At 39.0% G+C, this 21,211-nt stretch carries 29 protein-coding genes; 20 read left to right on the top strand and 9 right to left on the bottom strand.

What is annotated here, in order from left to right:
* The first annotated feature begins 6 nt into the window (after nucleotides 1-6).
* Genes DNJ77_RS00760 through DNJ77_RS00780 form a run of 5 tightly spaced genes read left to right on the top strand, consistent with a single transcriptional unit; the run spans nucleotide 7 to nucleotide 2,228 of the window.
* The gene (locus DNJ77_RS00760; protein WP_116963087.1) at nucleotides 7-228 is read left to right on the top strand and encodes a hypothetical protein; all 222 of its coding nucleotides are present in this window, start codon (nucleotides 7-9) and stop codon (nucleotides 226-228) included.
* A 3-nt stretch (nucleotides 229-231) separates the two neighbouring features.
* Nucleotides 232-552: a hypothetical protein gene (locus DNJ77_RS00765; RefSeq protein WP_116963088.1), complete on the top strand. Its 321-nt coding sequence runs from the start codon at nucleotides 232-234 to the stop codon at nucleotides 550-552.
* Complete coding sequence (locus DNJ77_RS00770; RefSeq protein WP_116963089.1) at nucleotides 533-1,036, top strand: hypothetical protein; 504 nt, start codon at nucleotides 533-535, stop codon at nucleotides 1,034-1,036. The genes DNJ77_RS00765 and DNJ77_RS00770 overlap by 20 nt, the downstream gene beginning before the upstream one ends.
* On the top strand, nucleotides 1,036-1,518 hold the full coding sequence (locus tag DNJ77_RS00775; protein WP_116963090.1) for a hypothetical protein: 483 nt from the start codon (nucleotides 1,036-1,038) through the stop codon (nucleotides 1,516-1,518). Before DNJ77_RS00770 ends, DNJ77_RS00775 begins: the two co-directional genes overlap by 1 nt.
* A 2-nt stretch (nucleotides 1,519-1,520) precedes the next feature.
* Nucleotides 1,521-2,228 (top strand): phage baseplate assembly protein V, encoded by a 708-nt coding sequence (locus DNJ77_RS00780; protein WP_116963091.1) that lies wholly within the window; start codon nucleotides 1,521-1,523, stop codon nucleotides 2,226-2,228.
* Nucleotides 2,229-2,410: 182 nt separating this feature from the next.
* Here DNJ77_RS00780 and DNJ77_RS00785 read toward each other — a convergent pair whose 3' ends face one another.
* Both DNJ77_RS00785 and DNJ77_RS00790 read right to left on the bottom strand, forming a co-directional pair.
* The gene (locus DNJ77_RS00785) at nucleotides 2,411-2,680 is read right to left on the bottom strand and encodes a hypothetical protein (protein ID WP_116963079.1); all 270 of its coding nucleotides are present in this window, start codon (nucleotides 2,678-2,680) and stop codon (nucleotides 2,411-2,413) included.
* Between the two features lie 12 nt (nucleotides 2,681-2,692).
* On the bottom strand, nucleotides 2,693-3,016 hold the full coding sequence (locus tag DNJ77_RS00790) for a hypothetical protein (RefSeq protein ID WP_116963092.1): 324 nt from the start codon (nucleotides 3,014-3,016) through the stop codon (nucleotides 2,693-2,695).
* A 231-nt stretch (nucleotides 3,017-3,247) separates the two neighbouring features.
* On the opposite strand from DNJ77_RS00790, the gene DNJ77_RS00795 reads away from it, so the two are divergent.
* The 15 genes from DNJ77_RS00795 (at nucleotide 3,248) to DNJ77_RS00865 (ending at nucleotide 14,098) form a co-directional block, all read left to right on the top strand.
* The gene (locus DNJ77_RS00795) at nucleotides 3,248-3,583 is read left to right on the top strand and encodes a GPW/gp25 family protein (RefSeq protein WP_116963093.1); all 336 of its coding nucleotides are present in this window, start codon (nucleotides 3,248-3,250) and stop codon (nucleotides 3,581-3,583) included.
* Nucleotides 3,580-4,428, top strand: a complete 849-nt coding sequence (locus DNJ77_RS00800) for a baseplate assembly protein (protein ID WP_116963094.1) — start codon at nucleotides 3,580-3,582, stop codon at nucleotides 4,426-4,428. The genes DNJ77_RS00795 and DNJ77_RS00800 overlap by 4 nt, the downstream gene beginning before the upstream one ends.
* Complete coding sequence (locus DNJ77_RS00805) at nucleotides 4,425-4,994, top strand: phage tail protein I (protein ID WP_116963095.1); 570 nt, start codon at nucleotides 4,425-4,427, stop codon at nucleotides 4,992-4,994. Before DNJ77_RS00800 ends, DNJ77_RS00805 begins: the two co-directional genes overlap by 4 nt.
* A 23-nt stretch (nucleotides 4,995-5,017) precedes the next feature.
* Entirely contained in the window at nucleotides 5,018-6,109 is a 1,092-nt protein-coding gene (locus DNJ77_RS00810; protein WP_116963096.1) for a hypothetical protein, read from the top strand.
* Nucleotides 6,106-6,621 (top strand): hypothetical protein, encoded by a 516-nt coding sequence (locus DNJ77_RS00815; RefSeq protein WP_116963097.1) that lies wholly within the window; start codon nucleotides 6,106-6,108, stop codon nucleotides 6,619-6,621. Before DNJ77_RS00810 ends, DNJ77_RS00815 begins: the two co-directional genes overlap by 4 nt.
* Nucleotides 6,622-6,701: 80 nt before the next feature.
* Nucleotides 6,702-7,025, top strand: a complete 324-nt coding sequence (locus tag DNJ77_RS00820) for a hypothetical protein (RefSeq protein WP_116963098.1) — start codon at nucleotides 6,702-6,704, stop codon at nucleotides 7,023-7,025.
* Entirely contained in the window at nucleotides 7,022-7,261 is a 240-nt protein-coding gene (locus DNJ77_RS00825) for a hypothetical protein (RefSeq protein WP_116963099.1), read from the top strand. Before DNJ77_RS00820 ends, DNJ77_RS00825 begins: the two co-directional genes overlap by 4 nt.
* A gap of 35 nt (nucleotides 7,262-7,296) precedes the next feature.
* Nucleotides 7,297-8,445, top strand: a complete 1,149-nt coding sequence (locus tag DNJ77_RS00830) for a phage tail sheath C-terminal domain-containing protein (protein ID WP_116963100.1) — start codon at nucleotides 7,297-7,299, stop codon at nucleotides 8,443-8,445.
* A 29-nt stretch (nucleotides 8,446-8,474) separates the two neighbouring features.
* The gene (locus tag DNJ77_RS00835; protein ID WP_116963101.1) at nucleotides 8,475-8,972 is read left to right on the top strand and encodes a phage major tail tube protein; all 498 of its coding nucleotides are present in this window, start codon (nucleotides 8,475-8,477) and stop codon (nucleotides 8,970-8,972) included.
* 124 nt (nucleotides 8,973-9,096) lie between these two features.
* A complete protein-coding gene (locus tag DNJ77_RS00840; protein ID WP_116963102.1) occupies nucleotides 9,097-9,363 on the top strand; it encodes a phage tail assembly protein in 267 nt (88 codons plus the stop codon).
* Between the two features lie 138 nt (nucleotides 9,364-9,501).
* Nucleotides 9,502-11,361, top strand: coding sequence for a phage tail tape measure protein (locus tag DNJ77_RS00845; protein WP_116963103.1), 1,860 nt, complete (start codon nucleotides 9,502-9,504; stop codon nucleotides 11,359-11,361).
* A 2-nt stretch (nucleotides 11,362-11,363) separates the two neighbouring features.
* Nucleotides 11,364-11,780 (top strand): phage tail protein, encoded by a 417-nt coding sequence (locus tag DNJ77_RS00850; RefSeq protein WP_116963104.1) that lies wholly within the window; start codon nucleotides 11,364-11,366, stop codon nucleotides 11,778-11,780.
* A gap of 74 nt (nucleotides 11,781-11,854) precedes the next feature.
* Entirely contained in the window at nucleotides 11,855-12,898 is a 1,044-nt protein-coding gene (locus DNJ77_RS00855) for an STAS-like domain-containing protein (protein ID WP_192877917.1), read from the top strand.
* 19 nt (nucleotides 12,899-12,917) lie between these two features.
* The gene (locus DNJ77_RS00860) at nucleotides 12,918-13,118 is read left to right on the top strand and encodes a tail protein X (RefSeq protein WP_116963106.1); all 201 of its coding nucleotides are present in this window, start codon (nucleotides 12,918-12,920) and stop codon (nucleotides 13,116-13,118) included.
* Complete coding sequence (locus DNJ77_RS00865) at nucleotides 13,112-14,098, top strand: phage late control D family protein (protein ID WP_116963107.1); 987 nt, start codon at nucleotides 13,112-13,114, stop codon at nucleotides 14,096-14,098. Before DNJ77_RS00860 ends, DNJ77_RS00865 begins: the two co-directional genes overlap by 7 nt.
* 26 nt (nucleotides 14,099-14,124) lie before the next feature.
* Here the strand turns inward: DNJ77_RS00865 and DNJ77_RS00870 are convergent, their stop codons facing one another.
* From DNJ77_RS00870 to trxA, 7 genes are all read right to left on the bottom strand, one after another.
* The gene (locus tag DNJ77_RS00870) at nucleotides 14,125-15,252 is read right to left on the bottom strand and encodes a tyrosine-type recombinase/integrase (RefSeq protein ID WP_192877918.1); all 1,128 of its coding nucleotides are present in this window, start codon (nucleotides 15,250-15,252) and stop codon (nucleotides 14,125-14,127) included.
* Nucleotides 15,253-15,503: 251 nt separating this feature from the next.
* Entirely contained in the window at nucleotides 15,504-15,938 is a 435-nt protein-coding gene (locus DNJ77_RS00875) for a DUF1841 family protein (RefSeq protein WP_116963109.1), read from the bottom strand.
* Complete coding sequence (gene nth, locus DNJ77_RS00880; protein ID WP_116963110.1) at nucleotides 15,935-16,573, bottom strand: endonuclease III; 639 nt, start codon at nucleotides 16,571-16,573, stop codon at nucleotides 15,935-15,937. The genes DNJ77_RS00875 and nth overlap by 4 nt, the downstream gene beginning before the upstream one ends.
* A 10-nt stretch (nucleotides 16,574-16,583) precedes the next feature.
* Nucleotides 16,584-17,207: an RnfABCDGE type electron transport complex subunit B gene (locus tag DNJ77_RS00885; protein ID WP_116963111.1), complete on the bottom strand. Its 624-nt coding sequence runs from the start codon at nucleotides 17,205-17,207 to the stop codon at nucleotides 16,584-16,586.
* An 86-nt stretch (nucleotides 17,208-17,293) separates the two neighbouring features.
* Nucleotides 17,294-19,165: an APC family permease gene (locus DNJ77_RS00890; RefSeq protein WP_116963112.1), complete on the bottom strand. Its 1,872-nt coding sequence runs from the start codon at nucleotides 19,163-19,165 to the stop codon at nucleotides 17,294-17,296.
* A 151-nt stretch (nucleotides 19,166-19,316) separates the two neighbouring features.
* Complete coding sequence (rho, locus tag DNJ77_RS00895) at nucleotides 19,317-20,576, bottom strand: transcription termination factor Rho (protein ID WP_116963113.1); 1,260 nt, start codon at nucleotides 20,574-20,576, stop codon at nucleotides 19,317-19,319.
* Nucleotides 20,577-20,639: 63 nt separating this feature from the next.
* Nucleotides 20,640-20,963 carry a thioredoxin gene (trxA, locus tag DNJ77_RS00900; protein WP_116963114.1) on the bottom strand — a complete coding sequence of 108 codons (324 nt, stop codon included), beginning with the start codon at nucleotides 20,961-20,963 and terminating at the stop codon, nucleotides 20,640-20,642.
* Nucleotides 20,964-21,211: the final 248 nt, after the last annotated feature.

The following is a 21,211-nucleotide window of genomic DNA, read 5'->3' on the forward strand; positions in this document are numbered from 1 at the left end:
CTAAAAATGAAGGTAGAGTTGTTGCGATCCATTGTTGCTGCAGGTCAAGCGCGTAAGGTGGGGGATGTGGTGGAATTAAGTGCGCATGAGTTTGATTTTTTAGCTAGTCGCGGACTTGTTAAGGAGGTTGCTAAAAATTTACTAAACGATGAAGAGCGACCTCAAGATGTGGAGGAGGATAAAAAGCTTGTATCACGTAAAGCAAGCAGCAAAAAGGCGGACAAATAAACGATGGCAGTTTATCTGGACAGCTTTGATTGTCTGTTTAATGATTTTGGTGAGCCTGTACGCGTTGAGCGTACAGGGGACGAGTTAATTATTAAGCATGAACTGATAGAAAGCCTGCACGATTTGAGTTTGGCTAAATATAAAAACTGCTCAGGTGTGGCATGGCTTAAATTTATTGACAAAAACAAAATCGAGCGGCATGACATGCTGACATTATTAAACAGTGCACAGACGTATCGCGTCGAGCATAAGATGCTAGAGGGCGGTGGACTGGTCAAACTGATTTTAAGTGATGCGGTAAATAATGAGTATATCGATTTCTAAGTCAGAGGCATTTGCTATTGCTGATGCGATAGGTGGCATACAAGCAACTGAGAAAGAGCTTGCTAATGCTTATCACCAATCCATAGGGCGTGCGGTGAATTATACCAATAAGCGCGTAACGCATGAAATAGCCAGCCGTTTAGATATTCCGTTAAAGTTATTAAGAAAACGACTGTTTGTTTTTAAGCAAGCGGACCAAAATCGCACTTACAAGGTTTGGGCAGGTTTAAATGATTTGCCATTAGATGCTCTCGGCAAACCGAGAAAAAGTGGTGCTGACGTGATTGTGAAAGGTATTACAGCAAGCAATGCCTATATCACAAAAGCAGGACGTGTGCGCTTGCGTGGTACAAGTGAACTAGCAGTGCTGCCAATTGATGAAGCAGCAGAAGATTTGCTACAGAAGCTATTGCCTTACTACTTTTATTATTACTTTGAGAAAGAGTTCACCCGGTTGGTTAAATTTAAGTTTGGTGGCAATTGATGAAAAACAGCATACGAAATACGCGCGCATTAAGCGAGCATATATTAAACACATTACAAACACATGAACCGCGCATTGATTGGCAATTATATCCTGATGTGCAAACACTTAATGGGGTTAAGTTACCACTGGCGCATTTAGAGCTACAAAGCTTTGACTTAACGCCAAAAATCACCACGGATTTAAATACCGTTGAATGCACTTTTGCATTGCGTTTGTTGTTTAATGACACGTCCCTTGGGCAGCTTAATATTCGTGATGCAGCGCTTGCACTCAGTACATTTATTGATGGTAATTATTTTAAAAGCGAACAATTAGAGGCTGCGCAAGTCATTGCCAACCAACAGGACTTTTTTGCGCCAGAAGTGGACGGTTATATCAGTTGGGAAATCCTGTTTTTAATCCGTTTTTACTATGGTGATTCGGTATACGAAGAAAATGGCGCCTCGCCTGATGTTGAAGTAAATAGCAATCTGGATTAGCGATGGACGTGATGCAATACTTAACAGACATGCAACGGCGTTTAAATAATTTGGTTCGCGTGGGTACAGTTATTGAGACAAATGACACACGCTTAAAGGTAAAGTTGGGCGATAATAGCACGGGGTGGCTGCCGTGGGTGACACAAAGAACAGGGGATTGCGTCACATGGTGGAAGCCGTCCGTTGGTGAACAGGTGCTTGTTTTAAGTCCCTCTGGTGAGTTAAATAATGGTATTGTGCTACCTGCCATTTACACTAAAAATCAACCAACACTAAACCAAAATGAGCACACAACGGTTTACAAAGATGGCACTCGTATTAGCTATGATTATGCGCAAAAGAAGCTATCTGTAAATTGCGTTGGTGATATTGAAATCACAGCCGCTAAGATGCTCACTGCCGATATTACAGACTCGGTAACCATTAAAGGTGCTAAGACACTCAGCATTGATTTTGCGGGCAATATTGACATCAAAACACCCACGCAAGTCAAAATTGATGCGCCTAATATGATTTGCACGGGCAACTTGTTAGTACAAGGTGGTTTAACGTATATGCAAGGCATGACAGGCTACAACCAAGGCGGTGGTAAAACGGCAACCATTCAAGGGGCGATTAATGTAACTGATGATGTGGTCGCTGGTGGCATCTCACTTAAAGGGCATATGCATACTGGGGATAGTGGCGGTAGTACGTCAGCACCAAAATAAAAAACAATTACTTATTAAAAACCACGCTGTTTATTAAAACAGCGACTTATATTAAATTTTAATAACAAACGAAAGTTTCAATCCAACACTATATTAACTGTTAATATAGCGACCAAATCATTAAACATTATTTATTTTTTTTTGCAAGTTTTTTTTAGCCTTTCGGTGCTATTGTAACTATTTTAGAACCGACGTAGATCATTCCATGCTGCCTCGATGATTCGCTTAACAGTTTCGTACATTAAATTACTATCTTTACCCTGATAGCCAAACGAATTAACAAAGGTTGAAAAGGTAAGCTCATCTCCTGTCTTAGTTGACCATTTGCTAAAGGCATGCGCAATAGCAATTGCTTTGCTCTGAAATGCTTTCGCTGCATCATATTGTGCTAGTTTTTCACGCCGCGATTGAATTATTTCTATTTCATCTTGTGTCAATTCATTGATTTTCATATTTTTCTACTCTTATCCCCAAATCATCTTGTGCTCCAATTTGTCAACATACTTAATAGACACGGCAAGTTTTAAAATTTCCCTAAGCGCATCTCTTTCTGTGAGGCACCATTCATGTCTGTCTCGCACTGTAGGCATGACATTAATACCTGCATAATCCCCGCCAACAAACTCGGCTACCCATTGCTCTGGGTAATCGTATAGTTTGGCTGGGAATAATCCAAAAGCAGGGACATCATCTTGATTGTCTTTAAGTTTGACTAATCTAATCACTCCAAAAAAAGTTTCGATTTCTTTCGTTTCGATTATTAGCTGCTCTTCAAATATTGTTCTCATTTTTTAACTCCTATTTTTATTGCCTGCTCACGTGAGGCTTTCCGCTACCAGGTCCGTCCTGGTATGTTTGTTATTATATGGCGTTACGCCATGTAAAGCAAGTGGTTTTTAAAAAAATATTAAGTTTTTTTGGATAATGATGGTTAGTAGTCAATCAAATAATCCCGCACAATCTTAACTCATATTTAGCCCCATTCTTGATCTATACCATCGGGGGAGGGTCTAAAAATAATGAGAGGGGTAGACCGTTTTACAGGACGTGCCATTGATGATATTGAGCACGTCCAGCAATCAATTAGAGATATTTTAACCACGCCAATTGGGACGCGTGTAATGCTGCGTAACTATGGCAGTCGTTTGTTTGATTTTATTGACAAACCGATGAATAACCAAACGATTGTACAAGTGATATTAGCAGCAGCGCAAGCTATTGATACATGGGAGCCAAGGGTCAAACTTACGCGCGTTGTGCCAACGATTACCAATAGCGGTCGCTTAACTATCGACGTTGATTTTACTTATCAACCTAATGGCAAACCTGCTCAGTTGCGCGGGGTGGTGTTATGAGTGCGTTTAATCTTGCCAAATTACCATTACCTGTATCTATCAGAACTGTAGATTATGAAGCGAACTTTACTGCATTGCTTGAGCAATTTAAAAAGCTAACGCCAGATTACGATGCATATTTAGAATCAGACCCAGTGATTAAGACTTTTGAGGCATGTGCTTACTTGTTAACACTTAAAGACCAAGAGCGCAACGATCAAATTAAGGCAGTCTTAATTGCCTTTGCCAAAGGTGCTGATTTAGATAATTTAGGTGCCTTACTTGCCGAAACTCGACAAGAAAATGAAGAAGATGAGCGCTTTAGAGTACGGATATTAACAGCGCTTGATAAGGTGAGCACGGCAGGCGTAGCACGCGCATATGAAGCGCTCAGTCTCGAGGCAGATAGACGCGTGTCGGATGTTAAAGCATATGATGATATAGCACAGCCAGCCAAAGCCTTTGTCACAATACAATCAAATGCGAGTGATAACGGCGAAGCGGATAGCAACCTGATTACTGTGGTTACAAACTATTTAAACCACGAAGATAGAAAGCCACTAGGGGCGCAAGTCATTGTGAACAGTGTACAGGTACTAAATTATACTATCGATGCGGTGGTCAAGTTTGAGCGCTCGGCAGATATTGAAACGGTTAAAAAACATATGCTCAATGCAATCAATGAGCTTGTCGCACAAAAGCACAGAATCGGGGCTACCGTTGCCCTATCTGAAATATATGCCAAACTCAATATTGAAGGAGTTGCTGTTGTTGAGCAATTAAACGAGCCTAAGGTAAATATTAAAGCAGGTAAACATCAAACGCCTTATTGTACTGCAATTAACATTATTGAGGCAAGCGCATGAGTTTATTGCCGCCCAATAGTACTGATTTAGAAAAAGCGATGATTGGCGCTTTTGAAGGGGTGTTAAATGGAAAAGATTGGCTAATTAATAAGCTTTGGAATGCGGACTTATGCCCGTATGAGTTTTTGCCTTATTTGGCAAGTGCCTTGAGTGTTGATTTTGCGATTTATAATAATTTAACCGAAGCAGAAAAGCGTGAATATATCAAAAAATCGATTGAAATACACCGCCAAAAGGGCACACTCGGGGCGCTTAAAAAAGCGCTTAATATTACCGACTATGATATTGCTGTAGAGGAATGGTACGAATACAACGGCACGCCGCACACGATTAAGGTCAATATTACTAAACAATCACCGGGGGCGTTTAACACAGATTTAATTAGTAACACAATAAACGCTAATAAAAATGTACAAACTGTGTGTGTATTATCAGTTAAAACTCATGCATACAACACTATCAAAGCAGGCAATAAGACGAGAGCAATCTTGCGCCAAGGCATCCCAACTAATAAAGTTATCGCTTTTGTTGGATGTGGGGTAATGATGCGATTGAGATTTAAGTAAAAGTATTAAAAAAAGGGGGTAAAATGCCACAATTAATATTAACACAAAACGCACTGGCAAAACTTGCCAACGCACAACAAACAGGGGTACAGGTAAAACTGAGCCAGTTTGAATTAACCAACAGCGCAGATGCTACACTTGAGATAAAAGGCAACAATCTATATAAGGGAGGGATATCAAGTATTAGCAACGAGAATGCGACCACCTTGCGCGTTAAATGTTTAATGCCAGCAGGACTCGCAATCAATGATGTGGTACAAAAATGCTATTTGTACGATGAACAAGGTGACGTATTTGCCTACGGACCGATTAACAGTTTTAAATACACACAAGATGCAAATATTGAGGCTGAAATTAATATTTACTTGACCTTTAGTGATAGCGACATGGCTAGTGTATCGCTTATCGTGCCATCAGATAGTTTTGTCGATTTTAAAACGTTTAATGAGCATCAACACGATGAGCGCTATGTTAATAAAGTGCAATATCATGGCGATATACAGACCTTTGCAAGGCGTTATGTGACAGAGATCGATTTAAGTGATCTGCCATTTGATATGATGTATCCAGTGCCTTTTTGTGGTGGTGGATATCCTGCAAGAACAGAGGTGCAAATATTTCGTGAAGGGCACTGGAATAGTCAGAGCGATTTAGATGGCGACAAAGTGTCTGGAGATCCAAGTGTATCAGCTGTAAATATTTGTTTTACACTTTCAAGTTACCCATGGGGCGTGCCACAACTCATGCTGAAATTAGTAAACAATATTCAGGTTTATCGGAATGTAGTTTCAGATATATCTTGGAAATTATTATTGAAAACTGAAAAGCTAGATGAAAACGGCAATGATACAGCACACAATACACCCACCAGATATATTAATGGGGATGGATTCAATAAAAACTATAATTCATCGGGTTTTTATCTTAGAGGTGGGTTAATGTATCACATTATATGCAACCAGAGCATCGAGTTTAATGTACACACTAAACCTTACATTGTTCGTGAATCTTCGAATGCCACTTCCAATGTGAGATGGACTGCTTTACCTATCCCTGTGGCAGAAGCAAATTTTGGTAATACTAATTATGATGGACGTGAGGGAGTATATTTATGATTAAAGAAGTAAAACTGCCGAATGGGCGAATATTAATAAATGTGCCCGCGAATGAATTATATAGTTTGGGACTTGATGAAGCGCATATACAGCAGTTATTGCTTGTTGATGCGCAAGATGCAGCAAAAATAAGGGTGCTGAATTTTACAAAGCGAATACGTCAATACTTATATGGTCACTCGGAAGCTGAGCGCATGGTGGGCTGGGTAGAAAAAGAAAAACGGGCAAGGCGGGTATTGGCGGGTGCAGCTACGGATGTAGATAAACAGCAACTAACGATTGAAGCAACCAAGCGCGGGTTTGGTGAGACGATTGAACAATTAGCGCAAAGACAAATTGAACTGGCGGATATTTTAGCATTGCAAAATGCTGAATTAGATGGTTTAGAGATTAAAGCAGTTGATGGGGTCCAACACGCGACAAGTATTGCTCAAGTGGACGGGCTGTTTGAGCAGTTTAAGCAAGATGCGGAGAGGAGCCTTAAAAATATTAAGATGTATAGGGGTGCTTGATAAAACTAGTATTAATTCGCACAAACTTTATACATTTAAGACTTTACACCGTTAATCAGACTAAGGGGGGGGGTATCCGTGTGAATGTGATTAGGGCAATATTAAGTATATTACCAAGCATGATTATTTTACTGTTTGTTTTAGGAGGAGCTTATTATTTAGACAGTAAGCTTAACAAAATGAATGATATGTGGCTATCAGCCAATCAAGTAACAGTCAAAAACCAAAACGAGCAAATTAAAATCAATAAGGCTTTTGGTAAGCAGATGGATACATTTACCAATTACATCCATGCATTACCACAAGATGAGCGCAGTCAATGGCTGGAGACTTACAGTTTGAATGTCCAGGAGATGTTGTACACGCCACCGAAGGGGCTCAAAACCCAAGAAGATGTTAAATGAAAATTGTTTTATCGTTAACGTTTTTATTGTTAGGCGGTTGCAGCTTATTGCCGCGCGCGCAAGTCTCTGGGCATATCCCGCCTGAGCTAATGGAGCAAAGGTTAGTACACGGCTGTGCCACAATACAAAATGAACTCAAGCTTGCAAGCTGTTATTTAAAAACGCGAGAAGCATTGTATTTGGCGAATCAAGATAAGCAGGACCTGGCAGAGCTAGAGCGTATTTGGAGCAAATGATTGATGAATATTAATGAGAAAGAGGGGAAAGTATAATGAGTGCATTTTACCATGGGGTGGAAGTTGTTGAAATTGATGGCGGTGCGCGTCCAATTCGCACGGTTAAATCCAGTGTGATTGGATTAATTGGGACCGCTCCAGATGCCGATAATGCGGTATTTCCACTCAATGCGCCTGTGCTAATTGCGGGCAACAGAACCGAAGCGGCAAAGTTGGGCAGTAATGGGACATTGCCAGATGCAATCGATGGCATCTTTGACCAAGTTGGGGCAATGGTGGTAGTAGTACGCGTTGACCATGCCGATGATAACGCACAAATGTTAGCCAATGTGCAAGGAGGTATTGACAGTGATACAGGGCAGCGCACGGGTGTGCAGGCATTTTTGGATGCGGGGTCCACATTGGGTTTAATCCCCCGCATTTTAATTGCGCCAAATTTTAGCAATGAGGCGGGGATTGTACAGGAGTTAATGAGCATTGCCGAGCGCTTAAAAGCGGTGATTATTGCCGAGGCACCGAGCACCACCGATACGGCTGCTATTGCTTATCGGAAAAACTTTGGTTCGGCACGTGTGTATGTAATTGACCCGCGCGTAATGGTTTTAGCCAGTGGCGTGGAGGTTGCCAAGCCAAGCTCGCCACGTATTGCAGGTTTAATGGCGCGTATTGATAAAGCGTATGGTTGGCATTACTCCCCATCAAATCATGAGATTTATGGCGTAACGGCGACAGAGCGCGCTATTGACTTTGAATTAAATGGCGAATGTCGTGCGAATTACTTAAACGAAAATAAGATAGCAACCATTATTAATCAAAATGGTTTTAGGTTATGGGGCAACTTAACGTGCTCAAATGATCCTAAGTGGCAGTTTTTAAGTGTGAGACGCACCGCTGATATGTTGAACGAGTCGCTGCTATATGCACATAACTGGGCAGTTGATAGGGGTATTAGCAAGACCTTTGTCGATGATATTGTGATGAGCGTCAATGGTTATCTTAGATCACTCGTTGCTCAAGGACGCATCTTGGGTGGTAAATGCTGGGCGGACCCAGAGTTAAACAGTGAGAATGAGATTGCTAATGGGCATGTGACATTTAGTTTTGATTTTACGCCTGTTTATCCCGCCCAACATATTACATTTAATAGCCATTTAGTAAATGATTATATTTCGGAAATCTTTTAATTAAAAAAGAGTAATAGGGAGCAAAAAGCATGTTTAACAATATTTTAATTAACTTTGGTGTGTATCTGGACGGCATTGCTTATCTTGGCACCGCTAGCGAAGTACAGCTGCCAAAAGTTACGGTCAAAACGGAAGAATGGACAGCTGCTGGCATGTCAGGCACGGTTGATGTGGATACGGGCAAGGTTGAAAAGATGGAGTCGGTAATTAAGTTTAAGGGCTTACAAACAGACCCAATCAAACTGATTGGTAACAAAGAAGCGCCATTAATTATCCGTGGCAGTTTGCGTAATAAAGACGGCACAGAAAAGAAACTTACAATTGAAATGAGAGGGCTTGTTAAAGACTATGACAATGGCACCATTAATGCTGAGTCATTGGGTGAGACGAGTGTCACCCTGTCAGTCAGTTATTATCGCTTTAATGCCGATGGTGAGGACTTGATTGAAATCGACCCGATTAACAATGTCCGCAATATCAATGGTAGTAATCAATTAGAGGGCGTATTAGCCAATATTTCAAACTAATAAAAATTGCTTTGTAATCAGTAAATGAGTACATGTCAAGTGTATCTCACCATAATCCCGCACAATCTTAACTCATATTTAGCCCCATTCTTGATCTATACCATCAGGGGAGGGTGTAAAAATAATGAGAGTAACCTTACGCAATCAGGTCAAATTAACCAGTGGTGAGCATACCAATGTCATCAATTTTCGAGAGCCCACGCGAGGTGATTTAAAAGCCGTTGCTAATATTGAGAATGATATTGCCAAAGAAGATATGCTGATCAGTCGTTTAACTGGCATATCACTAGCGTCACTTGATGATGTGGTAATGGCAGACAGTGCTAAGCTGCAACAGGCATTAAGTGAGATCACGGATGCTAATTACGACCCAAAGCATATAATGAATTAATCTTTGTCATAGCAACACAAACAGGCTGGCAAATCAGTGAGTTAGATAATTTACCATTGTCTGAGCTGATTAAATATTACAAACTTGCAGTGGATTGGATAAAAGCCAAAAGTGGCTTAGATAAATAGTGAGTAAACGATGGCAAACTGGAACAAAAAAGTTAGTCTTGAGTTGGGTGGCAGTATTAACCCAAGCTTTAGTAAAGTAACCGACAGCGCGATAAAGAGCCTGGATTATCTGGGCAGAAAAGAGAAGTCATTAAAAGATAATCAGGCGCTTATTGGTAAATTACAAGCTGATCAAGCTGCAATTGCTAAAACAAACACAAGCTATAAATCACAAGTTGCTGAGCTTAAAGCCTTGCAGCGCGCGTACAATGCGGCAGGCGGACAAGATGATAAATTATCGGCAAAAATATCCAAAAAACAGCAGCAGGTAAATAAAACGAATGCAGCACTCCAATCTCAAAAAAAAGGATTAAAGGAGCTTGGCACCTCACTTAAAAAAGCAGGTATTGACACCGCTAACTTAACGTCAGAAGAAAAACGTTTGCAAATGCAGTTAGAAAAAACGCAAAGACAGGCAAGGATTAAAGGCAACACATTATCAACGCTTGGCGCTGGCATAAGTAAGCTCAAATATGTCGCTTTAGGTGTTACAGCTGCCGTTGGTGCAATAGGAGCTGCTACGATGAAATTAGTGGGTAGCTTTGCTGGACATGCTGACAATATTGCCAAAACCGCCGACAAGCTTAATCTGAGTACAGACGCATTGCAAGAACTGCGTTATGCCGCTGGTCTTGCGGGCATATCAACCGAAAAGCTCGACAAGTCATTAGAGTTTATGCAAAAAAATGTGGTGGATGCCGCCAATGGGACAGGTGAAGCAAAAGATGCTCTAAATCAACTGGGCTTAAGTGCTGAGGAACTTAAATCATTAAAGCCAGACCAGGCATTAGGGCTTATTGCCGATGCTATGAATGGGGTGGCAAATAACCAAGAACGCTTGCGCATTGCCACACGGATATTTGGACGTGAAGGTGCTGACATGGTGAATATGCTTAAGAATGGCTCCAAAGGCTTAAAAGAACTGGGTAAAGAAGCGCATGAAACGGGTGCTGTGTTTGAAGAAAAATCATTACGTGCAGCAGAGCTCAATACCGATGCTTATGGGAGAATGACACTAAGCTTACAGAGCGTAGCTTTTTCAGTTGCCAATGAGCTTATGCCGAAAATGACAATTTTATTTACGAATATGACCGAATGGATTGCGGCAAATCGCGGGCAAATAGGCGAATGGGTGAAATCCTTTAGTAGTATGATTAGCTCAGTGTTTAGTGGTGTAAAGGCAGTTGGGAGCTTTATTCAATCAACCATTGGACTAGATAATGCCTTCAAAATAGTCGGCGGGACAATGGCGTTTAGCATGGTCAATAAAATTATGAATCTAGGCTCAGTCATCAAAGGGCTTGGCACTACATTTAAGCTGGTGAGTCGACTTTTTTTGACGAATCCCATTGGTTTGGCAATCACAGGAATTGCCGCAGCGGCATTACTCATATACAAATATTGGGAGCCTATTAAAGACTTCTTTGCAGGCTTGTGGGACGGCATAAAAAACATATTCAACAGCGCGATTGATTTTATTGCAAAGCTGTTTGAGCCACAGGTAAAAATGATTAAATGGGTAGCGGAGAAGGCGACCTCAGTGGCTAAGTTCTTTGGGCTTGGTGGCAGTGATAAAGCAGAAAAAAGTGCAAATGCTGAAAATAAAATCAGCTGGAATAACTATAAGCCGTTGCAAACGGAGGATTTCAGTCAATTGCAACAGCAAGTTAAAGCAGCTAATCAGCAAATCAACAACAGCAATAAAACCAATAATGTGACAATCACCAATCAAGTTACGGTACAAGGCAATGGCGATAAATTATCGATTATGCAAGGGGTTGAAGAAGCCACGCAAAAGGCACTATATGACTTTAATTATGGAGGCGTTTAAAAATGGCGTTTATTCCGTTAGTACTTGGCAAGTTGCCATTTAGTGTTAATACTGCAACTTACAATAAGATAAGCAAAAGCTACTCAAGTAACTGGGCAACGCAAGAGCGGGTTAATAATAGCCCAGCTCTGCAAAATACGGGGGACCAGTCAGAAACCATGACTATCTCAGGGGTGACCTTTCCGTGTGACAATCTAGGGGCAAAAGGCGCTCTTGTAGCATTAAGAGAGCTCGCAGCCAGTCAAGACAGTAATTTTTTATTTGATTTAGATGGCTTTATTTACGGCAAATGGGCAATAACCAATATCCAGCAAGAGAACACCAACAACAGCAACACAAGTTACTCGGTGAGTTTATCACGCTATCCAGAAACCACGGCAATTGACCAAGCGAAAGCTTATGTAAAAAATGCGATCTAAAATTCACCATTGGAGTTTATAAAAAAATTGAGTATAATTTAATAAAAAATAAATGGTTGTTTAAAATGTCGGATGTGCTTATTGAAATTTTGAAAATGATTGATTCAGGAAATCGTAAAAAATCAGAAGTGGCAAAAAACATAGCGGAAAAGCATGGTGTAACTGTCCAAAACGTGTACCAACATCTGAAAAAATTAGAGAAGCCAATGCAAATTTTTGAGTGCAGTAAGGGATACCTCCATTTATTGCAAAAACGCTTATTTGCTCAGAATTTTAAACTAAAAGATATTACAAAAGAAGCTAGTGAATACGATATTTGGATTAAACATATTCTGTCCCTTATTAAAAATGATATCGAGCTTAAAGACTCAATGTTTCATGTCTTTACAGAAATGTTAAACAATGCAATAGAACATTCTGAAGGTGATACTATAAGGATTGCTTTATTTGAAAGTGCATATGGATATTTGGTATCGATTACTGATAACGGGGTGGGTATTTTTAAAAAAATCTGTAGATATAAGAATTTGAAAGATGAGCAGCATGCTATGTTTGAGTTATCAAAAGGGCGCCTAACAACAATGCCAGAAGCTCACTCTGGAGAGGGTATCTTCTTTTCTTCTAAAATTAGTGATGAATTTTCCATAATTTCACATGGTTTAATTTTTCATCATGAGCTTGATGTTAATAGTCTTTCTGAGCTTGAGGGCATGGCCAGAAGAAGTATGTATGAAGGGACAAAAGTTGTTTTTAAAATAAATAAATTTACCCCTAAATCTGTCACTGCAATATTCAAGCAATATACAGTTATAGATGAGGAGGGAGAATATATGTTTTCAAAGACAATTATAAAGGCAAAATTAATTCAATATGAAAATGAAGCACTAGTTTCACGTTCACAAGCCAAGCGTTTGCTGACACGAGTTAATGAGTTTAAAGAAGCAGTGATTGATTTTGCGGGAATTCGGTTGATTGGGCAGGGCTTTGCCGATGAAGTTTTTCGTGTTTTTACAACACGTTATCCTGATGTAAAATTAACGTATGTTAATGCTGAACCAGATGTTGATTTCATGATTAAGCGCGCAGTTGGCACTGCTAAGATCAATAAAAAAAGTTAATTTTAAGGATTTTTGTATTATGGCTAAATACACCACGAAAGACGGAGATATGCTCGATTATATTTGCTACAAGTATTACGGCACGACAGAAGTTACTAACAAAGTGCTTGAGGCAAATCGTGAGCTGGCAAAATTAGGTGCAGTACTCCCATCTGGTATTACCATTGAATTACCAGAGATTGAAAAGCCAACAGCTAAAAGAAGAGTAACCTTATGGTAATTGACTATCAAATCTTAGCCGATGATAAAGACATCACCGCAAAGATAAAAGCAGCGTTGGTTAGTTTAACGATTACCGATACAACAGGAGACCATGCCGATGGATTAAGTTTGCATTTGGCAGACTACACGGATTCACTTAAATTTCCTGAGTCTAGTGCGAAGCTTAATGTACATCTTGGCTACAAAGACAATCTGCATGATTTTGGTTTTTTCTTTGTTGATACGATGAGCTACCGTTATCCGCCAAGCGTATTAAGTTTAAATGCTAATAGCGTGCCCTTTGCGGCATCAAATACATACAAGGCGATGCAGACCCAACAAACACGCTCTTTTGACAATATAACGCTTGCAAGTTTAGTGGATATAATTGCAAAAGAGCATGGGCTAGAGTCATCTGTTATACCAGGGCTAGGTAAAATACAAATTGAGCACATCGACCAAACCGATGAGGGCAATATCGGTTTTTTGTATCGAGTAGTTAGGCAGCATGGTTGCACATTAAAACCTACGCACACTAAATTAGTCGTGCTTGATGAGAAAGGCAAAAACGCCAAAGACGAGGACATCTTAACACTTACACTCGACCTAAAACAAATATCACAGCTAAGCTATAGCAGTAAAAAAGAAGCAAAGTTTAGAAGTGTGAATGCGAAATATCACGATGTTGATAGCGCCGAAACAAAAAAAGTAACTGTAGGGAGTGGGCAACCTGAATTCGCCCTATCCTGGACATACGAAAACGAAGCAGCGGCAAAAGCAGCAGCTAACAGAGAATTAAAAGGGTACGCGCTTGATATTGACTCCTTGAATATTACAACCATCGGCAATCCTGACATTATTGCGGGGGCGCCAATTATAATAAAAGGGTTGCGTGAGGATATACCGCAGGACTGGTATGTTAAAACAGCAACACACTCCCTTAGTAAACAAGGGTATCAAACCAGTGCTCAGTTGACGCTTAAACAGTTAAACGAGTAGATTGCGAATCCTAAAATAAGATAATTTCATAACAAATCAACTGCCTTTTGTCTATGTTCCGGGGCTAAATGCGCATATCTAAGTGTCATTTTAAAATCACTGTGACCAAGCAGCTCTCTAACTACTGATAAACTTTCGCCCTTCATTATAAGCTGGCTGGCAAAGTTATGTCGTAAATCATGGAAACGGAAATTATCTATTTCTGTTTTTTTCATTAATGTAATCCACGACTTATTAATATTATCCAACTTGCCACCCGTTATTGGTGACTTAAAAACAAGCCCGCTCTGATTACCATTACTGCAAATATCAAGAAACATTTGCCGGACATTTTTGTGCATGGGAATACTGCGAGCATGACCTGATTTAGTGTTATCTTTATCTAAAGTAATTTGATTAGTTTTTAAATCAATATCACTCCATTTAAGTGTAAATATTTCACCTCTGCGCATCCCTGTATAATAAGCGAGAGTGACTATGTTACGAATCAATTTGTCAGCACCATCTAATGCAGTTAATAACGCCTCAGATTCACGACTAGATAAATAACGTATTTTACCAGAAGACTCCTTGAATTTTTTAAATCCAGTTAACTTATTTGCTTGCAAATAACCAAACTCTACAGCCCTACTTATTGCCCCTTTTAAAACGGTAGCAGTTTTATTCAAGGTTGAATCTGAAACATTCGACTCGCTTTTATATTGAAATAAGAAATTATTTAGAATTTTTAAATCAATCTCATTTAGTAACATATTATGCAATGACTTGGATACAACCAAAAGCCTATGATGCGTTTGCTTATAACTTCTATGGTTTTTTTTACTCCAATCTAAATAGAAACGGTCAAGATAGTTTTTTAATGTTAATTTATCATGTTGTGCTTTTTCTTTTTGTATGTCTTGACCTTGTGACACTAAAAGCAACAGTCGTTGCGCTTCTTTTTTGGCAACCGGCAAGGGGATTGTAGGAAATTTGCCAATGGTATAACGCTTTTGCTTCTTTTCAGAATTCCGATAAATTATTGAAAAAGTTTTAGCACCAGATGGAAATACTCTTAAAACTAAGCAATTAACTTCTGAGTCGAAATAGTCTATTATTTTATTGGTTGGTTCTAGTTCAGAAATGTTTGTTTTAGTTAATTTTAATTTGGGCATTTTATTCCTGGTTTTAGGTAGACCAATGGTCATAGTATAGCATTTACAGGTAACATATAGGTAACAAAAAATAATAAAACCGAGAGGAAAAACTTCTTTCTCCGAAAATAAAAAATGTTACTAAAAGTCATTAAAATAAATGGTTTCCCCATCTTGAGCTGCATGTAAAAAATCAGCGAAAATGACCTGCACCCCCCTCCGGAGCCAAAGGTCAGGCGTTCGAATCGCCTCGGGTGCACCATATGATTAAGCTACTTCACAAGTAAGTTTCTTAGCTGTGACAGATAAACTTCTTGATCTGCAACGGTGCTATTTTTCTGTGCACTCCAGATTGATTCAGCAAGATAATTCATCATTTTATGGTGAACGGTGTGTTCATCGTTCAAGTGTGCTTTACATAAGGCGTGATAGATATCACTAATTCCTTGTGGTCGATTAGTAATAACTTGTTCAATAAGTGCTAAATGTAAGCTCATATGCAAAAATGGATTGGTTTCACCAAGCTCAGGTGGAAAATCTTTGTCAAGATTGTAAAGGTTAGACAAAAAATTTTGGTATTCTGGATGATACTCGATTACACGTACAATTTGTATTTCTAGGTCCGTTAAAAGCTGTTTATTTAAGTGTTTATACCAACTATCAAAATAAAGTTTTCTAAGTTCAAGTCGGGTTGGGTTAAAAATCATAAATAAACTTCTTTTTGTTTGAATTCACATAAATCATAGATGGGGCATTTACTACATTTGGGTTTTTTCGCTGTACAAATATAGCGACCATGTAAAATGAGCCAGTGATGTGCATCTTTTAAGAACTTTTTTGGAATAATGTACAATAGCTTGTGTTCAACTTCATTGACACTTTTTCCAGGAGCTAGGTTCATGCGGTTAGCGATCCGAAAAATATGTGTATCTACAGCTATCGTAGGTTCACCAAAAGCGGTATTAAGCACTACGTTTGCGGTTTTACGCCCAACGCCAGGTAAAGTCTCTAGTGCTTTACGATTATTGGGAACTTCACCATTATAAAGTTCAATAAGCATTTGGCAGGTTTTAATAATATTCTTAGCCTTAGTTTTATATAGTCCAATGGCTTGAATATATGGAATGAGTTCCTCCTCTCCGATGTGTAAAATTTTCTCTGGTGTATTTGCTATTAAGAAAAGCTTATCAGTCGCTTTATTGACGCTGATATCAGTTGCCTGAGCAGATAAAATGACTGAAATTAATAATTCAAACGTTGAACTATAGTTGAGTTCAGTGGTTGGATGAGGATTATTGTGAGCAAAAATTTCAAAAATCTGTCGGCACTTCGTTTTGTTCATTTGTTTATGCTTAATTTAAGTTTTTTCTATTTTTAAATTCGGTAAGTGCTTGTTGAATGTAAGCTTTTTTATCAATATTTAGTTTGCTTAGCACAATATTTTGCTTGTGATTTTTGGTTTCTTTCTTTTGTTTTGTTTCAAGCCTTTTTGTCCTTTCATTATGGCGTAAACGATAGTAATTTTTTTGAGCTTCTTTTTGAGTTAAGTTTAACCTTTCAGGTTGTAACTCGTCTGGTAAAATTTGCATTTCAATGCAGTCCATTGGACATGGTACAACACATAAATCACATCCTGTGCATTCATTACTTAGAACAGTGTGCATGAGCTTTTTAGCGCCAACGATGGCATCAACTGGACACGCTAAAATACATTTGGTACAGCCAATACACAGATCTTCATTGATAATTGCCACTTTTTTGGGTTGATGGATGCCGCAACTAGTATCAAGTGGAAGCTTTTCGCGTTGCAATAGTTTTGCTAATCTATCGGCGCCTTCTTGTCCACCTGGAGGGCAGCGATTATGTTTTTCACCATTGGTAATGGCTTGTGCATAGTTATAGCAATCTTTGTAGCCGCATTTTGTACACTGAGTTTGTGGTAAAAGTGCGTCAATGTCATCAATTGAAATAATCATTTGACTAAAATCAACTTAAGTTTCATGGTTGGGTATTGTAACGTAAATTTTAGAAATAAGAAATTTCTCTGAAGTCTTTTGTTTATCTATACAGTCAATTGATAAGGTACTTCAACAATGACTCGTGCCTGCCCCTTTGTTTCAGTTTTGCTAACAGACTTTAAGCCCCAGCGTAAAAGGGCTGTTTTTTGATTGTGAAGTAAGGTATGCCAGAGTTTAGTGGTTTCAGCTTTTGGTAGCACTAATACAGACAAGCCACGCTCAGGTTCAGTTAAATCGCGTCTACGAATAAATTTGATAAGTGGTTTGGTAAGTGATTGATATTGAGATTCAAGGACGATAAGCTCTTCAGGAAAGTTGAGATCACGCCACTTTTTTTGTAGTCTTTCAGTTTTATCAGGATTGATATTGATAATCACAGGAGTAACATCAGGTGAAATTTGACGGGCAAAGTTTAAGGCAGCTATTGTACCTTTATGCAATTTAGAAATGGGTACAATCACTTTTGAATGAAAATCTTTTTGTAAAAAGGTTTCAATAAGTCCAGTATCAGCACTTAAAGAAAGCTCTTGGTCAGCTAAACAATAATGGTGGTGAATACGGTAGAACATAAGGATTAATAGTGGCAAAGCGACGATGATAATCCAAGCACCTTCAAAGAACTTTGATTCAACAACCACAAGTACGGCAATAAAGGTACAAATGCAACCAAAGCTATTAATAATGGCTTTAACCCACCAGGTTTTCACATGACGACGGCGACTATACCAGACACGTACCAAACCAGCTTGGCATAAAGTAAAAGCTAAAAATACACCGATAGAGTAAAGGGGAATTAAGGCACTTGTGTTGGCCGCAAAAACGATAATCAAAACACAAGCAAAAATAGCTAAGGCAATAATACCATTACTAAATGCAAGTCTATCACCAATATTCTGTAATTGGCGTGGCAAAAAGCCGTCTTTGCTGATCATTGAAGTCAGTAATGGAAAGCCTGCAAAAGATGTATTTGCTGCCAATAATAAAATCAAACAGGTTACGGTTTGTAAAAGATAATAAAAGAAACCATTGCCATAAATACTATGTCCAACTTGAGATAGTAAGCTTTGATTAGTTAAAGGACGTAGCTCTAAGTTTGCCACAAGAAATGAAATTCCTAAGAACATAGATATCAGGAGTACGATTAAAATCATAAGCGTAATTGATGCGTTTTTTGCACGTGGTTGCTTAAAAGACATTACACCATTAGCTACTGCTTCAATTCCTGTCATGGCAGAACATCCAGAAGAGAATGCGCGAAGAATAACGGTTAGTGTTAATACACCTGTAATGGGTTCCATTAAATCTATTGCATGACTGTAGTCAACAGGTGCTAAATCATTGGTAAAATAGCGATATAATCCTATTCCAATCATGACAAGAATCACTACTACAAACGCATAAGTTGGCCACATAAATGCAGTAGCTGATTCCTTCATGCCGCGAAGGTTCATCCACATAATGCCAATAATAGCAATAATAGCTAATAACTCTGCATATGATTGTAAAGAAGGAAGTGCTGAGGTAATGGCAAGAATCCCAGCTGATACACTTACTGCAACTGTAAGGATATAGTCAAGCATAAGTGCTCCTGCTGCCAATAGCCCCATAAAAGTGCCAAGATTTTCACGTGCAACGATATAAGCACCACCACCTTCAGGATAAGCATCAATAGCTTGCTTATAAGAGACCCCGACAATAACAATTAAGATTGCAATAAATATCGCAATGTGCAGAGACATGCTAAGTGCTGCAACGCCAGCTACGATTAAAACGGTTAAAATCTCACCCGTTGCATAGGCAACAGATGATAGTGCATCGGAGGAAAAAATTGCTAAAGCATGCTTTTTTGGTAGGGCTTGTTCTTCAGCTTGCGTTTTAGGGATTGGATCACCAAAAATGATGCGCTCTAATTTCATGGTTAAAGTCCATTTTTTCTCATCAATTGAGTGAATTTACACGATTTTTATTTTTTAGGCAACTTGTACAATTTTAACAGACTATATAAATTTAGATCTAACTTGATCAGTACCTATTTATCAAACCCTTTAAATATAAGCATCTTCTTTTTTAACCACGTTTCATAATGTTGAAAAATTCTTCATTAGTTTGTGTTTTTTTCAAGCGCTCAGTCAAGAACTCCATAGCTTGGATATCTTCCATTTCATGTAGAATTTTACGCAAAATCCAGAGTTTCTGTAGCTCCTCTTGGGTGGTGAGTAGTTCTTCACGACGTGTACCAGAGCGCGCAAAGCTAATCGCAGGGTAAACACGTTTTTCTGCAATTTTACGATCAAGATGTAGTTCCATGTTACCTGTCCCTTTGAACTCTTCAAAGATCACCTCATCCATTTTAGAACCTGTTTCGACAAGGGCAGTTGCAATGATCGTTAAGCTGCCACCTTCAGCAGTGTTACGTGCTGCACCAAAAAAACGCTTTGGTTTTTGTAGTGCATTAGCTTCAACACCACCAGATAACACACGTCCTGAAGCAGGCGAGACGGTGTTATAAGCGCGTGCAAGGCGAGTAATTGAATCTAAAAGAATCACCACATCTTGTTTATGCTCAACCAAACGCTTTGCTTTTTCGATCACAATTTCGGCTAATTGAACATGGCGTGCAGCAGGTTCATCAAAGGTGCTTGCAACGACTTCACCACGAACTGAGCGTTGCATTTCTGTTACCTCTTCTGGACGCTCATCGATTAAGAGCACGATCAAATAACATTCTGGATATTTTTTAGCAATTGAGGATGCAATATTTTGCATCATGATCGTCTTACCAGTTTTTGGGGGAGCAACGATCAAACCACGCTGACCTTTACCAAAAGGTGCGGCTAAATCAATAATACGCGCGGTAATATCCTCACTTGAGCCATTTCCAAGCTCCATTGATAAACGTTCTTTTGCATATTCTGGTGTTAAATTTTCAAATAACACCTTGGTACGAGCTAATTCAGGGGAGTCAAAGTTAACGCTATCGATATGTTTAACTGCAAAATAGCGTTCATTATCTTTAGGGGGACGAATTTTACCAATAATGCTATCGCCTGTACGCAAGTTTAGCTTACGGATAAAAGTAGGGGAGACATAAATATCATCAGGCGAGGCAAAATAAGAAGTGTCAGATGAACGTAAAAAGCCATAACCATCTTGTAATACTTCTAGTACACCTTCACCATATATATCTTCACCTTTATCGGCATGTTCTTTTAAGATATTGAAAATAATTTCTTGTTTGCGTGCACGACCTGTTGCTTCGAGTCCAAGTGCGCGTGAAAGCTCCATAAGCTCGGGAATAGATCTATTTTTTAAATCAGTTAAATTCATTAGGAAACTCTTTGTTAGTTAAGTGAAGAAGGGGAACCCCTTCGAGTTGAACGGAATATTTTTTTAAATGTGTTTATCAAGGATTTGAATAAGCTGAGATTTTTGCACAGCGCCTACTTTGGTTTCAACGTTTTCACCATCTTTGAAGACCATAAGTGTAGGAATGCCACGTACACCAAATTTGGCAGGAACTTCTTGGTTATCATCAACATTGATTTTAACCACTTTTAACTTATCACCGTAGTGTTCTGCAATTTGGTCAAGAACAGGCGCAATCATTTTACATGGGCCACACCAAGGCGCCCAAAAATCAACAAGGACGGGTCGTTCACTGTTGATGACTTCAGCATCAAATTGATGATCAGTGATATTAAGACATTGAGACATTATTGTGTTCCTTTAAGTTTTTGTATTGTCATTAAAAAATATTGCTCGCCGATTCTAACAGAAAAGGTGCATAAGGTGAACGCAAATCCCTGCTAAATTTTTTAATTTGGATTAACGGTAAAATCATAAAGCTGTTAACTATTTTGATATCTTACTCAAAATAGTCCTTATAGCTAAAAGCTGGAAATTGTTTCAGAATAGTTCTACCTAAGTTTCAAACACCTTTGGTGAAGCTTTCAACTGAAATC

Source organism: Fastidiosibacter lacustris, assembly GCF_003428155.1.
In the GTDB taxonomy this organism is placed as follows: domain Bacteria; phylum Pseudomonadota; class Gammaproteobacteria; order Francisellales; family Francisellaceae; genus Caedibacter; species Caedibacter lacustris.

Excerpts from the sequence above, each read along its gene's own strand:
- DNJ77_RS00760 (WP_116963087.1), top strand. The coding sequence starts at position 7 with ATGAAGGTAGAGTTGTTGCGATCCATTGTTGCTGCAGGTCAAGCGCGT.
- DNJ77_RS00765 (WP_116963088.1), top strand. The coding sequence starts at position 232 with ATGGCAGTTTATCTGGACAGCTTTGATTGTCTGTTTAATGATTTTGGT.
- DNJ77_RS00770 (WP_116963089.1), top strand. The coding sequence starts at position 533 with ATGAGTATATCGATTTCTAAGTCAGAGGCATTTGCTATTGCTGATGCG.
- DNJ77_RS00775 (WP_116963090.1), top strand. The coding sequence starts at position 1,036 with ATGAAAAACAGCATACGAAATACGCGCGCATTAAGCGAGCATATATTA.
- DNJ77_RS00780 (WP_116963091.1), top strand. The coding sequence starts at position 1,521 with ATGGACGTGATGCAATACTTAACAGACATGCAACGGCGTTTAAATAAT.
- DNJ77_RS00785 (WP_116963079.1), bottom strand. The coding sequence starts at position 2,680 with ATGAAAATCAATGAATTGACACAAGATGAAATAGAAATAATTCAATCG.
- DNJ77_RS00790 (WP_116963092.1), bottom strand. The coding sequence starts at position 3,016 with ATGAGAACAATATTTGAAGAGCAGCTAATAATCGAAACGAAAGAAATC.
- DNJ77_RS00795 (WP_116963093.1), top strand. The coding sequence starts at position 3,248 with ATGAGAGGGGTAGACCGTTTTACAGGACGTGCCATTGATGATATTGAG.
- DNJ77_RS00800 (WP_116963094.1), top strand. The coding sequence starts at position 3,580 with ATGAGTGCGTTTAATCTTGCCAAATTACCATTACCTGTATCTATCAGA.
- DNJ77_RS00805 (WP_116963095.1), top strand. The coding sequence starts at position 4,425 with ATGAGTTTATTGCCGCCCAATAGTACTGATTTAGAAAAAGCGATGATT.
- DNJ77_RS00810 (WP_116963096.1), top strand. The coding sequence starts at position 5,018 with ATGCCACAATTAATATTAACACAAAACGCACTGGCAAAACTTGCCAAC.
- DNJ77_RS00815 (WP_116963097.1), top strand. The coding sequence starts at position 6,106 with ATGATTAAAGAAGTAAAACTGCCGAATGGGCGAATATTAATAAATGTG.
- DNJ77_RS00825 (WP_116963099.1), top strand. The coding sequence starts at position 7,022 with ATGAAAATTGTTTTATCGTTAACGTTTTTATTGTTAGGCGGTTGCAGC.
- DNJ77_RS00830 (WP_116963100.1), top strand. The coding sequence starts at position 7,297 with ATGAGTGCATTTTACCATGGGGTGGAAGTTGTTGAAATTGATGGCGGT.
- DNJ77_RS00835 (WP_116963101.1), top strand. The coding sequence starts at position 8,475 with ATGTTTAACAATATTTTAATTAACTTTGGTGTGTATCTGGACGGCATT.
- DNJ77_RS00840 (WP_116963102.1), top strand. The coding sequence starts at position 9,097 with ATGAGAGTAACCTTACGCAATCAGGTCAAATTAACCAGTGGTGAGCAT.
- DNJ77_RS00845 (WP_116963103.1), top strand. The coding sequence starts at position 9,502 with ATGGCAAACTGGAACAAAAAAGTTAGTCTTGAGTTGGGTGGCAGTATT.
- DNJ77_RS00850 (WP_116963104.1), top strand. The coding sequence starts at position 11,364 with ATGGCGTTTATTCCGTTAGTACTTGGCAAGTTGCCATTTAGTGTTAAT.
- DNJ77_RS00860 (WP_116963106.1), top strand. The coding sequence starts at position 12,918 with ATGGCTAAATACACCACGAAAGACGGAGATATGCTCGATTATATTTGC.
- DNJ77_RS00865 (WP_116963107.1), top strand. The coding sequence starts at position 13,112 with ATGGTAATTGACTATCAAATCTTAGCCGATGATAAAGACATCACCGCA.
- DNJ77_RS00870 (WP_192877918.1), bottom strand. The coding sequence starts at position 15,252 with ATGCCCAAATTAAAATTAACTAAAACAAACATTTCTGAACTAGAACCA.
- DNJ77_RS00875 (WP_116963109.1), bottom strand. The coding sequence starts at position 15,938 with ATGATTTTTAACCCAACCCGACTTGAACTTAGAAAACTTTATTTTGAT.
- nth (WP_116963110.1), bottom strand. The coding sequence starts at position 16,573 with ATGAACAAAACGAAGTGCCGACAGATTTTTGAAATTTTTGCTCACAAT.
- DNJ77_RS00885 (WP_116963111.1), bottom strand. The coding sequence starts at position 17,207 with ATGATTATTTCAATTGATGACATTGACGCACTTTTACCACAAACTCAG.
- DNJ77_RS00890 (WP_116963112.1), bottom strand. The coding sequence starts at position 19,165 with ATGAAATTAGAGCGCATCATTTTTGGTGATCCAATCCCTAAAACGCAA.
- rho (WP_116963113.1), bottom strand. The coding sequence starts at position 20,576 with ATGAATTTAACTGATTTAAAAAATAGATCTATTCCCGAGCTTATGGAG.
- trxA (WP_116963114.1), bottom strand. The coding sequence starts at position 20,963 with ATGTCTCAATGTCTTAATATCACTGATCATCAATTTGATGCTGAAGTC.